At 68.9% G+C, this 13,505-nt stretch carries 11 protein-coding genes and 3 pseudogenes; 11 read left to right on the forward strand and 3 right to left on the reverse strand.

What is annotated here, in order from left to right; translation table 11 throughout:
- The first annotated feature begins 255 nt into the window (after positions 1-255).
- The 5 genes and pseudogenes from IE217_RS18860 to IE217_RS18880 all read left to right on the forward strand — a co-directional run.
- Positions 256-1,194, forward strand: coding sequence for an ATP-binding cassette domain-containing protein (locus IE217_RS18860; protein ID WP_190179059.1), 939 nt, complete (start codon positions 256-258; stop codon positions 1,192-1,194).
- Positions 1,191-2,042, forward strand: a complete 852-nt coding sequence (locus IE217_RS18865) for an ABC transporter permease (protein WP_190179060.1) — start codon at positions 1,191-1,193, stop codon at positions 2,040-2,042. The genes IE217_RS18860 and IE217_RS18865 overlap by 4 nt, the downstream gene beginning before the upstream one ends.
- A gap of 59 nt (positions 2,043-2,101) precedes the next feature.
- Positions 2,102-3,133: pseudogene (locus IE217_RS18870) on the forward strand (sensor histidine kinase); the annotation flags it as partial.
- Between the two features lie 21 nt (positions 3,134-3,154).
- Positions 3,155-3,565 (forward strand): annotated as a pseudogene (locus IE217_RS18875) (transposase); the annotation flags it as partial.
- 214 nt (positions 3,566-3,779) lie between these two features.
- Positions 3,780-3,896, forward strand: a pseudogene (locus tag IE217_RS18880) (DUF1048 domain-containing protein); the annotation flags it as partial.
- 83 nt (positions 3,897-3,979) lie between these two features.
- Here the strand turns inward: IE217_RS18880 and IE217_RS18885 are convergent.
- From IE217_RS18885 to IE217_RS18895, 3 genes are all read right to left on the reverse strand, one after another.
- A complete protein-coding gene (locus IE217_RS18885; RefSeq protein ID WP_190179061.1) occupies positions 3,980-4,498 on the reverse strand; it encodes a hypothetical protein in 519 nt (172 codons plus the stop codon).
- A gap of 111 nt (positions 4,499-4,609) precedes the next feature.
- Positions 4,610-6,565 carry an APC family permease gene (locus tag IE217_RS18890; protein ID WP_190179062.1) on the reverse strand — a complete coding sequence of 652 codons (1,956 nt, stop codon included), beginning with the start codon at positions 6,563-6,565 and terminating at the stop codon, positions 4,610-4,612.
- 114 nt (positions 6,566-6,679) lie between these two features.
- Complete coding sequence (locus IE217_RS18895) at positions 6,680-7,057, reverse strand: hypothetical protein (protein WP_229865385.1); 378 nt, start codon at positions 7,055-7,057, stop codon at positions 6,680-6,682.
- Between the two features lie 268 nt (positions 7,058-7,325).
- Between IE217_RS18895 and IE217_RS18900 the strand changes: the two genes are divergently transcribed.
- The 6 genes from IE217_RS18900 to IE217_RS18925 all read left to right on the forward strand — a co-directional run bounded on the left by IE217_RS18900 (position 7,326) and on the right by IE217_RS18925 (position 13,505).
- The gene (locus IE217_RS18900) at positions 7,326-7,922 is read left to right on the forward strand and encodes a hypothetical protein (RefSeq protein ID WP_190179063.1); all 597 of its coding nucleotides are present in this window, start codon (positions 7,326-7,328) and stop codon (positions 7,920-7,922) included.
- Between the two features lie 248 nt (positions 7,923-8,170).
- The gene (gene kdpF / locus IE217_RS18905; protein ID WP_037770757.1) at positions 8,171-8,260 is read left to right on the forward strand and encodes a K(+)-transporting ATPase subunit F; all 90 of its coding nucleotides are present in this window, start codon (positions 8,171-8,173) and stop codon (positions 8,258-8,260) included.
- 8 nt (positions 8,261-8,268) lie between these two features.
- Positions 8,269-9,933, forward strand: a complete 1,665-nt coding sequence (kdpA, locus tag IE217_RS18910) for a potassium-transporting ATPase subunit KdpA (RefSeq protein WP_190179064.1) — start codon at positions 8,269-8,271, stop codon at positions 9,931-9,933.
- Positions 9,930-12,068: a potassium-transporting ATPase subunit KdpB gene (gene kdpB, locus IE217_RS18915; RefSeq protein ID WP_190179065.1), complete on the forward strand. Its 2,139-nt coding sequence runs from the start codon at positions 9,930-9,932 to the stop codon at positions 12,066-12,068. The genes kdpA and kdpB overlap by 4 nt, the downstream gene beginning before the upstream one ends.
- A gap of 5 nt (positions 12,069-12,073) precedes the next feature.
- Positions 12,074-12,742: a potassium-transporting ATPase subunit C gene (locus IE217_RS18920; RefSeq protein WP_190179066.1), complete on the forward strand. Its 669-nt coding sequence runs from the start codon at positions 12,074-12,076 to the stop codon at positions 12,740-12,742.
- Positions 12,743-12,821: 79 nt separating this feature from the next.
- Positions 12,822-13,505, forward strand: coding sequence for a response regulator (locus IE217_RS18925; RefSeq protein WP_190179067.1), 684 nt, complete (start codon positions 12,822-12,824; stop codon positions 13,503-13,505).

Genomic DNA, 13,505 nt, shown 5'->3' on the forward strand with positions numbered 1-13,505 from the left:
CCGCCGGTGGGCGGTGTCGGCCGCCTGGAACGCTGAGGGGGGCCTCTCGGCATCGCTTGGCTCAGCCGCCGCCGACAGGGCTGGCATTCCGTGACCTGACGAGCTGCACTTCGCCGGTAGGTCTAGCACCCCGGTACTACTCGGCGGTCAGTGATCACGCCCGGGTACCACCGGATCCGGCAGTTCGAGGGCTTAGCGTGACGGAGGAGGCGCCACGCATCATTTCGGGCGCCGTGGTCCGAAAGAGAGAACCGGATGATCGAGGCGCAGCAGCTCACGAAAAGGTACGGGGAGAAGACGGCCGTCGACGGTCTGGACTTCACCGTGAAGCCGGGCTCGGTGACCGGCTTCCTGGGTCCCAACGGCGCGGGGAAGTCCACGACGATGCGGATGATCGTCGGGCTCGACGCGCCGACCAGCGGCACGGTCACGGTGAACGGACAGCGTTACGCCCGCCATCAGGCGCCGTTGCAGGAGGTCGGGGCACTGCTGGAGGCGAAGTCGATCCACCCGGGCCGCTCGGCCTACAACCACCTCCGTGCGCTCGCGCTCACCCACGGCATCCCGGCCCGCCGGGTCGACGAGGTCATCGAACTGGCCGGTCTCGGCAGCGTCGCGAAGAAGCGGGCCGGTGCCTTCTCCCTCGGCATGGGGCAGCGGCTCGGCATAGCCGCCGCTCTGCTCGGCGACCCGCAGACCGTGATGCTGGACGAGCCGGTCAACGGGCTGGACCCCGAGGGTGTGCTCTGGATCCGGAACCTGCTCACCTCCCTCGCGACCGAGGGACGCACGGTGTTCGTCTCCTCGCACCTGATGAGCGAGGTGTCACTGGTGGCGGACCACCTGATCGTCGTCGGACGCGGCCGGCTGCTGGCCGACACGACCGTGCAGGACTTGGTGGACGCGGCGGGCGGCGACACCGTGAAGGTCGCCACGAACGACCCCGCGAGGCTGCGGGACGTACTGGCCGGGCCGGACGTGGAGATCACCGGTCGCATCGGATCCCAGGAACTCCAGGTCACCGGGCTGTCTGCCCGCGAGATCGGGCTGAAGGCGGCCGAGCACGGCATCCCCCTGTTCGAGCTGACCACGAAGACGGTGTCGCTGGAGGAGGCGTTCATGGAACTGACCAGGGACGCCGTGGAGTACCACGGCACCACGACCGGCACCGAGACCTCCGGGAGCGCGGCATGAGCACCCTCACGGCAACCCCCGAGACCCCCGAGACCACGCCGTCCACCCAGGCCCGACCCACCTACCGGGTGACCGGCCGACGCGTGCTGGCCTCCGAATGGGCCAAGCTCTGGTCCCTGCGCTCCACCTGGATCACCCTCGGCCTGGGCCTGCTGTTCCTCGTCGCCTTCGGCATCATCGCCGCGAGCCACTACAAGTCCAACCTGACCTCCGGCCGGCACATGGACCGCGACTTCGCCACCGCGACCGCCGCGAGCCTGTCCCTCTTCGGCACGAACTTCGCCCAGCTCGCCCTCGGCGTGCTCGGCGTGCTGGTCACGGCGGGCGAGTACTCCACCGGCATGATCCGCTCGACCCTCGCGGCCGTACCACGCCGACTGCCCGTGCTGTGGTCCAAGGCGGCGGTGTACGGCCTGGTCGCCCTGGTGGTCGCGACCGTCGGCGCGTTCGTCGCCTTCCTCGTCGGCAGCCGGATCGTGTCCGGCACGCCCGCCGCCATGGGCCTCGGGCACGCCGGCGTCGTCCGCAGCCTGCTGGGCGCCGGGTTGTACCTGGGCCTGGTCGGCGTGATCGGCACCGCTCTCGGGGCGCTGCTGCGCTCGGTGGCCGGCGGCATCTCGGTGCTCGTCGCCGCCCTCATGCTCGTACCCGGGCTGGTCTCCCTGCTGCCCAGCTCGTGGCAGGGGAACATCGACCCCTACCTGCCGAGCCACGCCGGCGAGTCGCTCTTCGCGCTGACCCACGACTCCACCACCCTGTCGCCGGGCGCCGGGCTGCTGGTCTTCCTCGGCTGGACGGTCATGGCGCTGGCCGGAGCGGCTTACCGGCTGGTGCGCAGCGACGTCTGATCACCGGCTACCCGCATCACGGGGCGGTGACCTCCGTGACCACTCAAGACCTCAGCGGGATGGGGCCGCTGGTCGCCCGGCTGAGCCGGGCGACCAGCGGCTCCGGCATGCCGACCGGGCCCGGCCATGGGTGCTGGACACGGCGGTGGTGGTCTTAGTCGTCTGCTGTTCTGCCTGCCGGACGTGCTGCACGGCGCGACAGGCGGGGACGGAGACGGTGACGGACCCCGCCGCTTCCGGATGGCGTTCACACGGTTGCCCGTGGTCGGGATGCCGGCCCCGCAGGCCGGGCTGGTGCTGCCGCTGCTGTGGCGACGCCGGGCACCCGCAGTGGCCTTCGGCGCTGTCACGGCCGTGTTCGTTCTCCAGTGGTCGCTCGGCGCCGCGCTCCGTGCGGACGTCGCCCTCTTCGTCGCCCTGTACAGCCTGCCCCTGCACGGACGGCTACGGCAGCTGCCGTGGGCCTGCGCGGTCACGGCGGGGGCGCTGGGCCTGGTGGCAGCCCGGGTCTCGACCGCGGTGTCGGTCTGGGACGCGCTGTTCTTCCTGCTCAGCACGGCGACCGCGGCCCTCGCCCTCGGCCTGGTGATCCGCATCCGGCGGGCCCGGCTGGCGCGGCTGCGCGACCGCGCGGCCCGGCTGGAGATCGAACGCGACCAGCGCGGCAGGCTCGCCGTCGCCGCCGAGCGGACGCGGGTCGCCCGCGAGATGCACGACATCGTCGGCCACAACCTGTCCGTCATCATCACCCTCGCCGACGCGGGCGCCCTACGCCACCGCCGCAGCCCCGGAGCGAGGAAAGGAAGCCCTGCACCTCATCGGCGACGCCGGTCGCCAGGCCCTGAGCGAACTGCGCCGGGTACTCGGTGTCCTGCGCGAGGCGGACGGCCCGCCGACCGAGCCCGAACTGAGCCCGCAGCCCGGCCTCACGGACATCGACGCGCTGTGCGAAGGGGTACGCGCCGCCGGCCTGGAGGTCGTCTACCGTACGGCCGGTGACATCGACACCCTCGACAGCGGGGTGCAGCTCACGGTCTACCGCATCGTGCAGGAGGCTCTGACGAACACCCTCGAACACGCCTGCGCGGGCGCCTGCGCGAACCTGGCGATCGCTGAACCAACGCCTGACCCAGCTCGTCGAACACCACGCCCCACAGCTGCTCGTACCGGTGGGCATCGGCCCGGACAGCGCCGTCACCCTGCTGATCACCATGGGAGACAACCCCGAGCGGCTGAACACCGAGGCATCCTTTGCTGCCCTTTGCGGAGTCAGCCCCATCGAGTATTCCTCTGGCCGTAGGAGCACGCGTCGGCTCAACCACGGCGGCGACCGCCAGGCCAACGCCGCCTTGCACCGCATCGTGTTCACCCGCCTGCGCCACGACCCGCGCACCCAGGCGTACTACGAACGCCGCACCCAGGAGGGCAAGACCCGGCGCGAGATCATCCGATGCCTCAAGCGGTATGCCGCCCGCGAGGCCTTCAACCTGGTCAGAACGGTACCCGGCGTTCCCCCGTTATAGCGGCGTCCGTGAGACGTGAGAGGGTCTGGGGCGTGAGTGAGACACCCCCGAACACCCTGCAATACCGCTTCGACGGGCCAGAAGACGCTCCGGTCCTGATCCTGGGTCCCTCACTGGGTACCACCTGGCACAGGTTGTAGAGACCGTCCGGGGACGTCTACGCCCGTCCAGCGCGGGCGCGAAATAGCAGGTCAGGGCCTCCTGCTCCAGGAGGGAAGTCATCGGCACCGACGTCGCCGCGTTCTGCGACGACCTGATCAAGGACTCTCCCACCTACGCGGATGCCTACCAGGAATCCATTAGCGGGGAACCCGGCGCGGCCAGGAAGTGACAGCCGCCGGACCGGTTTGCGACGCTGCCGGGCTGCGTGAGGGACGACCACGGTCGCTGTCCCTGGCGTGCTTGCCCCGAAGGTCAGGAGAGTCCCGATGCCCGGAGCACCGCCTGCACCGTCTCCTCGTCGATGCGGTCGCCCAGCTGGTGCAGGACTTCCGCGCCCTGGCGCAGGGTTCCCCGTTCCAGTGAGCGGCGGGCGCCGGTGTCGAGTTCGTGCCAGATCAGCGGATTCACGGTCAGGACCCGGGGGTCGAGTTCCAGGTGGTGGCCGTACACGTCCCTCAGGACCAGGTGGGAGGAGATGCCGTCGTACTGCCGTACGGCTGTCAGCGCGTCCGTGCGGACGATGTGTCGGCGCCAGGAAGTGCATACCGCGAGCCAGCCGGGACCCGCACTTACCCGCTGGGGGAGCAGGACGGCGCACACGGCGGCCGAGAGAGTGGCCCAGAGCAGGGCACGCAGGGGCGTCAGGCTTCCCGCGTCCCAGTCCACCAGGAGGCTGAGGGCGCAGAAGATCAGGGCGCAGCTCACGGCGAGCCGGGCGCTGCCGCGCCAGTGGCGGTCGCCAGCCGGGCCAGGCGGTCCGCTCCGTCGCATGGCCTCGACGCTAGGCGGGCGTACCGGGTCCGGCGACCGTTGCTTACGGGGTCCTGGCGCCATGCCGGTCCATTTTGACGGGATCCTGACGCGCCTTGCCGGATCCGAGCCTCAGCCGGTGTGGACGCGGGGGCGGCGGGCGCGGTCGGGTTCCGCCTCGCGCAGGACCTCCCGGGTGACGGGAGCGACCTCGCCCTGCCCGAAGAGGAAGAAGCGCAGGAAGTTGGCGAACGGGTTGCCCTCGGTCCATTCGAAGTACATGTGCGGGGTGCAGCGGGCGGTGTCGCGGACGTGCAGGAGGAGGGCTGCGAGGGCGTTGGGAATCGAGGCGGACTCCAGCGTCAGGACGCGGTAACGGTGGTGCAGGACCTCGCCGCGTACCGTCAGGCCCGCCTCGAACTCGGAGGGGTCGGTGACAGTGACCTCGACGAAGACGAAGTCCTCCTGCTCGGGCAGATCGTTGTCCGCTCGGATCTGCTCCACCTTGTCGCGGTACTCGGCCTTGTCCCGCAATCCCGGTTTGTTGGCGATGAAGCGGACCTTGCGGCTGGAGATGTCCCTGACGAATCGTTCCGCCATCGGGTCAAGGGTCACGCTGGTCACGCGCAGTTCGAAGGCGCGGGCCAGTCGGGAGAGGAACGAGACCAACATGATGCCGACGATGAAGCAGGCGCCGATCTTCACGCCGTCCGGGCGTTCGATGACGTTGGCGACGGTCACGTAGAGGAGGACCGCCGCCACGGTCGCGAAGCCGATGGTCCAGCCGCGCTGCGCGACCCTGCGCGCGGCGATGGTCACCGCGATCGCCGCGGAGGACATCAGAACCAGGACGCCGGTGGCGTAGGCGCCGCCCTGTTTGTCGACGTTGGCGTCGAAGATCCAGGTGACCAGGAAGGCGATGAGCGTGAAGACGATGACCATGGGGCGCACGGCGCGGGCCCAGTGCGGGGCCATGCCGTAGCGGGGCAGGTAGCGCGGCATGAGGTTGAGCAGGCCGGCCATGGCGGACGCGCCCGCGAACCATAGGATAGCGATGGTGGAGAGGTCGTAGACCGTGCCGAAGGCGCCGCCGAGGTATTCGTGGGCGAGGTAGGCCAGCGCGCGGCCGTTGGCCTTGCCGCCGGTCTTGAACTCGTCGGCCGGGATCAGCACGGTGGTGATGAAGCTGGTGGCGATCAGGAACACGCTCATGATGAGCGCGGCGGCCGTCAGCAGTTTCTTGGTGTCCCGGATCCGGCCGGTCGGCTTTTCCTCGGTGTCGTCGGGATCGCCTTGGACGTGGGGCATGACGGCCACGCCGGTCTCGAAGCCGGACAGGCCGAGGGCGAGTTTGGGGAAGACCAGCAGGGACACGCCGATCATGGCGAAGACGTTGCCGTGCTGGGTGGTCAGGGCGCTGGTCCAGTCGGTGACCACGTGCCCGGCGGTGAGCACGTGCCAGAAGCCGACGGCCACGACGACGGCGTTGAGGGCGAGGTAGACCGCCACCAGGGCGACGGCGACGCCGATGGCCTCCAGGAAGCCCTTGAGGAACACCGCGCCCAGCAGGGCCACCAGCAGCAGGGTGATGATCATCTGCTGGCCGTGCAGGGTCTGGGTCAGGTGCGGGTTCTCGATGAGGTGGGTGGAGGCGTCGGCGGCCGACAGGGTGATGGTGATCAGGAAGTCGGTGGCGGCGAAGCCCAGCAGGGTCAGGACGAAGAGCTTGCCCTTCCAGAAGGACAGCAGCCGCTCCAGCATGGCGATCGAACCCTCGCCGTGGGGACTCTCCTCGGCCACCCTGCGGTACACCGGAAGAGCGCCCGCCAGGGTGACGACGACGAGGACCAGGGTGGCGACGGGGGAGAGCAGTCCGGCCGCGAGGGCGGCGATGCCGGGCTGGTAGCCGAGGGTGGAGAAGTAGTCGACGCCGGTCAGGCACATCACCCGGTACCAGCGCTGGCCCTTGTGGGGTGCCTCCGCGTGGGCGTAGGGCCCCTGCTGGTGGCCTGCCATGTCGGACAGGCCCTCCAGCATCCATGTCCGAAGTCGGCTCGCCGGCGGCGGGTGTTCGGTGGTGGCAGCCATCGTCGTGCTCTCCAGGTGTGCGGCTCAGCGTGGGGTTCCGGCCATCACACGGACGGCGGCACCAGCGTAAGCAGGAGGTGCCCGGCAGGCGCACGGGCGAATGCTCTGAACGCGTCAAGACGGCGTTAAGGGCATGTCGCATGACGTCTCCACGCCACCCCGCAGCCAGGTGGTGCGAAGGCGCAGGCTGCTCGCGTCCCGGTGCAGGGCCGGATGCCCGCTGAGGCTGCCGTCGGTGCAGGTGCCGTCCGGATGAGTGCCGTAGGCGCCGCCGCGGTCCTCGTACTCCTCGTACTCCTCGTACTCGTTGCCGAGGTCGTCCTGGGCCTCCAGGAGTGGCAGTACGAGGGCCGCGCTGCCGGAGTCCGGGAGCGGGGGTGTGATCCGGTAGTGGAACGTGAAGGAGTCCTCCTCGTGTTTCAGCCGGGTGATCATGCACTCATGGCGGCCTTCGAGGATCGGCAGGGTGAGGAGCGGAGGTTTGCTGGGCACTGACGGCTCCCTGTTTCTGTGGCGGTCGCCAACTCGTGCTGTGACCGGGAACTGCACCGGTTGGCCTTGACGTTCGATCACGGATGTCGCGACCGGTGCAGGTGCCCGGTCACCGCACTACGCACTGAGCCGATGGTGTGACACGGGGCTCCCCGCCGCGTAGTGGACGTATTCGCGGACCAGGCGGAAGCCGGCCTGCCAGGCCAGGAGGCGGCTGGGGCGGTTATGGAGGGAGCAGTTCCAGCTGGGCATGTGGCCGCGGGAGGTGATGTCCGCGCCCCTCTCCCGCGCGCGAGCCATCGCCTACGACGCCAACGCCGACGAGAGCCGCTACCTGCTCGACCCGCAGCGCCGCGAGCAGTACGCGCGCTCGTTCCTCGCCAAGTCCCAGCAGCTCTACGGCATCCGAGGTGCGACCCTCGACACGTACGACGACGGGCTGTCCACCAGCTGGCGGGCGTACGAGACCGATCACCACGACCTGCGCTTCACCGGCGAGTTCCGGCGCGAGCTCGACAACATCACCTTCCCGGGCGAGCGGGCCGCGGCGGAAAGGACGGTGGACACGTACGCCGCCTACCAGCGGGATGACCGCAAGATCCGCGCCCTGCTGGCGGCCGGGAAGGAACGCGAGGCGGTGGAGTTCTGCATGGACTGGAAGCCGGGCACCTCCAACGCCCACTTCGGCGCGTGGATGGCCGCCCTGGACAAGGTGACGGACATCAACCGCGCCCACATCACCTCGTCGGTGCGGGACGGCCGCTCGGCGGTGAGCGACCTGCTGCCCTGGACGGGTGGCCTGCTCCTCGCAGCCATGGCACTCACCGCGCTGGGGTTGCGACCGCGGCTGGCCGAGTTCCGCTGAGCGGGCAGTCGCACCTGCCTACCGGCCGGTACGGGCTGGCGGCGTAAGAGTCCCGTCAAAGGTGCTGCGACGGCCGTATGAGGGTCGTCAACGGGCGACCGGATCCAGCCAGAGAGGCGTTTTCCTCTAAGCGTCCGTTTCAACCGAACCTCACTCCAGGAGTTCGCGATGGCCGATCTGGCCTTCGTTGTCACCGTGCTCGCGGGTTTGGCGCTGGTGGCCCTTGTCGCCAAGGGGGTGACGAAGCTGTGACCGTCGAAAACGTCGTCGGCCTGGTCGTGGCCGTCGCCCTGCTGGGCTATCTCGTCCTCGCCCTGATCTTCCCGGAGAGGTTCTGAGAACAGACATGAGTCCCGTACTTGCGGGCGTGCTCCAGCTGCTCGCCCTCATCGGCGCGCTGGCGCTCGCCTACGTCCCCGTCGGCAACTACATGGCCAAGGTCTACGACTCGCGCAAGCACCTGCGCGTCGAGAAGTGGATCTACAAGGCCATCGGTGCCAACCCGGACACCGAGATGACCTGGCCCGCGTATCTGCGCGGCGTGCTGGCCTTCTCAGCGGTCAGCGTCCTGTTCCTCTACCTGTTGCAGCGGCTGCAGGGCGTGCTGCCCGGCTCGATGGGCTTCTCGTCGGTGAACCCGGCGCAGTCGTTCAACACGGCCGTGTCGTTCGTGACGAACACCAACTGGCAGTCGTACTACGGCGAGCAGACCATGGGTCACGTCGTGCAGACGGCCGGTCTGGCCGTGCAGAACTTCGTCTCGGCGGCCGTCGGTATCGCCGTGGCGGTGGCGCTGGTGCGCGGCTTCGCGCGCTCGCGCACCGGTGAGCTGGGCAACTTCTGGGCCGACCTGGTGCGCGGCACGCTGCGCATCCTGGTTCCGGGCGCGGCGATCGCCGCGATCGTGCTGGTCGCGTGCGGTGCGATCCAGAACTTCTCCGGCATCCACGAGGTCGGCCAGTTCATGGGCGGCTCGCAGCAGTGGAACGGCGGCGCGGTCGCCTCGCAGGAGGCCATCAAGGAGCTGGGCACGAACGGTGGCGGTTACTTCAACGCCAACTCCGCCCACCCCTTCGAGAACCCGACGCCCTTCACCAACCTCTTCGAGATCTTCCTGATCCTCGTGATCCCGTTCTCGCTGACCCGCACCTTCGGTGTGATGGTCGGCTCGGTGAAGCAGGGTTACGCGATCCTCGCCACGATGTTCACGATCTGGCTGGGCTTCGTCGCGCTGATGATGTGGACCGAGTTCGCCCACCACGGCCCGGCGCTCCAGGCCGCCGGCGCGGCTATGGAGGGCAAGGAGACCCGGTTCGGAGTCGGCGCCTCCTCGATCTTCGCGGTGTCCACGACTCTGACCTCGACCGGTGCGGTGGACTCCTTCCACTCCTCCTTCACCGGGCTCGGCGGCGGCATCACCATGCTGGGCATGATGCTGGGCGAGATCGCGCCCGGCGGCACCGGCTCCGGCCTCTACGGCATGCTGATCATGGCGGTCATCGCGGTGTTCATCGCCGGTCTGATGGTCGGCCGTACGCCCGAGTACCTGGGCAAGAAGATCGGCGGCCGCGAGATGAAGCTGGCCGCCTGCTACATCCTCATCACCCCCGCCCTGGTGCTGGTCTTCACCGCCGCCTCCATGGCCCTGCCGACCCCGCCGCACTCGATGCTCAACTCCGGCGCGCACGGGTTCTCCGAGGTCCTGTACGCGTTCACGTCCGCGTCGAACAACAACGGTTCTGCCTTCGCCGGTCTGAACGCGAACACCGACTGGTACAACACCATGACCGGGCTCGCGATGCTGCTGGGCCGCTTCCTGCCGATGGTGTTCGTGCTGGCGCTGGCCGGCTCCCTCGCAGAGCAGAAGCCCGTCCCGGTGACCGCGGGCACCCTGCGCACCGAGAAGCCGCTGTTCACCGGCCTGCTGGTGGGCGCGATCCTCATCATCACCGGTCTGACCTACTTCCCGGCCCTCGCGCTGGGTCCGCTGGCCGAGGGGCTGGCGTCATGACCACTCGCATGGACAAGCAAGAGGACTCGATGTCCACAGCCACTCCCACCCGGGCGCCGCACAGCGACGTCCCCACCGGGCACAAGCCCGCCGAGGGCCGTGTCGGAGCGGGCCTCTTCGACCCCAAGGCGCTGGTCAAGTCGCTGCCGGACGCCTTCCGCAAACTCGACCCGCGGGTGATGGTCAAGTCGCCCGTGATGTTCGTGGTGTGGATCGGCTCCGTCCTGACCACCGTCTTCTCCTTCCAGCACGCGAGCGACTGGTTCGGCTGGACCATCAGCGCTTGGCTGTGGCTGACGGTGATCTTCGCCAACCTGGCGGAGGCGGTCGCCGAGGGCCGCGGCAAGGCCCAGGCCGACACGCTGCGCAAGGCCAAGACCGACACGGTCGCCCGTCGGCTGCTCGCGGACGGTACGTCCGAGGAGCAGGTTGCGGGCACCGAGCTGACCATCGGTGACCTGGTCGTCTGCGAGGCAGGTGACGTCATCCCCGGTGACGGCGACGTCGTCGAGGGCGTCGCGTCGGTGGACGAGTCGGCGATCACCGGTGAGTCCGCGCCGGTCATCCGCGAGTCCGGCGGTGACCGATGCGCGGTGACCGGCGGTACGAAGGTCCTGTCCGACCGGATCGTCATCAAGATCACGACGAAGCCCGGTGAGACATTCATCGACCGGATGATCAACCTGGTCGAGGGCGCGGCCCGGCAGAAGACGCCCAACGAGATCGCGCTGAACATCCTGCTGGCCTCGCTGACCATCGTCTTCCTGCTGGCGGTGGTGACCCTGCCGCCGTTCGCGAACTACGCGGGCACGCACCTGACCATGGTCGTCCTCGTCGCCCTGCTGGTCTGCCTGATCCCGACCACGATCGGCGCCCTGCTCTCCGCGATCGGCATCGCCGGCATGGACCGACTCGTCCAGCGCAACGTGCTCGCCATGTCCGGCCGAGCGGTCGAGGCCGCCGGCGACGTGTCCACCCTGCTGCTCGACAAGACCGGCACCATCACCCTCGGCAACCGTCAGGCCGCCGAGTTCGTACCGGTCAGGGGCACCACCGAGGCGGAGGCCGCGGACGCGGCTCAGCTGTCATCACTCGCGGACGAGACTCCGGAGGGCCGCTCGATCGTCGTCCTCGCCAAGGAGAAGTACGGGCTGCGCGAGCGGCACCAGGGCGAACTGGCCGGCGCCGAGTGGATCGAGTTCACCGCTCAGACGCGTATGTCCGGTGTGGACGTCGACGGCCGGAAGATCCGCAAGGGCGCCACCGCCTCGGTCATCGCCTGGGTGGAGGAGCAGGGCGGCACGGTCGCCGAGGACGCGGACGCGACAGCCAGCCGCATCTCCGAGGCCGGCGGCACCCCGCTGCTGGTCGCCGTGCACGACGACAAGGGCGCCCGGGTCCTCGGTGTTATCTACCTGAAGGACGTCGTCAAGGACGGCATGCGCGAGCGGTTCGAGGAACTGCGCCGCATGGGCATCAAGACCGTCATGATCACGGGTGACAACCCGCTGACCGCGAAGGCGATCGCCGAGGAGGCGGGCGTGGACGACTTCCTCGCCGAGGCCACCCCCGAGGACAAGATGGCCCTCATCAAGCGGGAGCAGGCCGGCGGCAAGCTCGTCGCGATGACCGGTGACGGTACGAACGACGCGCCCGCTCTCGCGCAGGCGGACGTCGGTGTGGCGATGAACACCGGTACGTCGGCCGCCAAGGAGGCCGGCAACATGGTCGACCTCGACTCCAACCCGACCAAGCTGATCGAGATCGTGGAGATCGGCAAGCAACTCCTCATCACCCGGGGCGCGTTGACGACGTTCTCCATCGCCAACGACGTCGCGAAGTACTTCGCGATCATCCCGGCGCTGTTCGCGGCGGTCTACCCGGGTCTGGACAAGCTGAACATCATGCAGCTGTCCTCGCCGGACTCCGCGATCCTGTCGGCCGTCATCTTCAACGCGCTGATCATCATCGCGCTGGTGCCGCTGTCCCTGAAGGGCGTGCAATACCGGCCCATGAGCGCCGACAAGATGCTGCGCCGCAACCTCGGGATCTACGGCATCGGCGGCCTGATCGCACCCTTCATCGGCATCAAGCTCATCGACCTGCTCATCTCCCTCATCCCCGGAATCGGCTGATCGCCATGAACAACTCCGTAACGAACACCGCCCGGTTGCTCGGGGCGGGCCTCCGCGCCCTCCTCGTGCTGACCCTGGTGACCGGCGTCGTCTACCCGCTGGTGATCACCGGCATCGCCCAGGGGCTGTTCCACGACAAGGCGAACGGCTCCGAGATCAGGGCTAACGGCAAGGTCGTCGGCTCGTCCCTGATCGGACAGTCGTACAACCTTCCGCTGAAGAAGGGGCAGCAGACGCCGGACGCGGACCTGAAGTGGTTCCAGGGCCGCCCGGCCAACGGCCTCGGCACGAACAGCGTCAACACGCAGTACAAGCTGATCCTGTCCGGCGCCACCAACCTGTCCGCCGACAGCAAGGTGCTGATCAAGCAGGTGCAGGACGCCAAGGCCGCGGTCGTCAAGGACAACTCGGCGCCCGGCTACACGGTCAAGCCGTCGGACGTACCCGCGGACGCGGTGACCTCTTCCGGCTCCGGACTGGACCCGGCCATCTCCCCGGCCTACGCCGAACTCCAGGTGCACCGCGTCGCCGCGAAGAACGGCCTGCCCGTCTCCGCGGTGGAGAAGCTGGTCAAGGACCACACCGAGGGCAGGACCCTGGGCTTCATGGGTGAGCCCCGGGTGAACGTCCTGGAGCTGAACATCGCGCTCAAGGACCTTGTGGCGAAGAAGTGACCGCCTTACGCGATCCGCGACGGGAGTCGGCACCCCAGGGTGCCGACTCCCGCAGGCATGACAGGAAAGGCACACACCCATGACCAGGGTGCTCGTGGTGGAGGACGACCCGCAGCTGGTACGGGCCCTCGTGATCAACCTGCAGGCACGTCACTACGGCGTGGACGCCGCCCCCGACGGGGCCACCGCGCTCCGCCTGGCCGCCGCCCGTCAGCCGGACGTGGTGATGCTCGATCTCGGTCTGCCCGACATGGACGGCGTCGATGTCATCACGGCCCTGCGCGGCTGGACCCGTGTCCCGATCCTGGTCCTCTCCGCCCGTCAGGCGTCCGACGAGAAGGTCGCGGCCCTCGACGCGGGCGCCGACGACTATGTCACCAAGCCGTTCAGCATGGATGAGCTGCTGGCCCGGCTGCGGGCCGCCGTCCGCCGCACCGAGGACACCCCGCTGGTCCCCGAGACCACGCTGGTGCAGACGGAGGACTTCACCCTCGATCTGCTCGCCAAGAAGGCTGTACGGGACGGGTGCGACGTACGCCTGACCCCGACCGAATGGCATCTGCTGGAGATCCTGGTCGCCAATCCCGGCCGGCTGATCACCCAGAAGCAGCTGCTCCAGGAGGTGTGGGGGGTCTCGCAGAGCAACAAGACCAACTACCTGCGCGTCTACATGGCCCAGCTGCGACGCAAACTGGAATCGGACCCCTCCCACCCCCGCTATCTCATCACCGAGCCCGGCATGGGCTACCGCTACGAAGGGTGA

Source organism: Streptomyces naganishii JCM 4654, from assembly GCF_014650575.1.
In the GTDB taxonomy this organism is placed as follows: domain Bacteria; phylum Actinomycetota; class Actinomycetes; order Streptomycetales; family Streptomycetaceae; genus Streptomyces; species Streptomyces naganishii.

Coding starts and splice junctions, on each gene's coding strand:
- kdpA (WP_190179064.1), top strand. CDS start 8,269: ATGAGTCCCGTACTTGCGGGCGTGCTCCAGCTGCTCGCCCTCATCGGC.
- IE217_RS18890 (WP_190179062.1), bottom strand. CDS start 6,565: ATGGCTGCCACCACCGAACACCCGCCGCCGGCGAGCCGACTTCGGACA.
- kdpB (WP_190179065.1), top strand. CDS start 9,930: ATGACCACTCGCATGGACAAGCAAGAGGACTCGATGTCCACAGCCACT.
- IE217_RS18885 (WP_190179061.1), bottom strand. CDS start 4,498: ATGCGACGGAGCGGACCGCCTGGCCCGGCTGGCGACCGCCACTGGCGC.
- IE217_RS18925 (WP_190179067.1), top strand. CDS start 12,822: ATGACCAGGGTGCTCGTGGTGGAGGACGACCCGCAGCTGGTACGGGCC.
- IE217_RS18920 (WP_190179066.1), top strand. CDS start 12,074: ATGAACAACTCCGTAACGAACACCGCCCGGTTGCTCGGGGCGGGCCTC.
- IE217_RS18900 (WP_190179063.1), top strand. CDS start 7,326: ATGTCCGCGCCCCTCTCCCGCGCGCGAGCCATCGCCTACGACGCCAAC.
- IE217_RS18860 (WP_190179059.1), top strand. CDS start 256: ATGATCGAGGCGCAGCAGCTCACGAAAAGGTACGGGGAGAAGACGGCC.
- IE217_RS18865 (WP_190179060.1), top strand. CDS start 1,191: ATGAGCACCCTCACGGCAACCCCCGAGACCCCCGAGACCACGCCGTCC.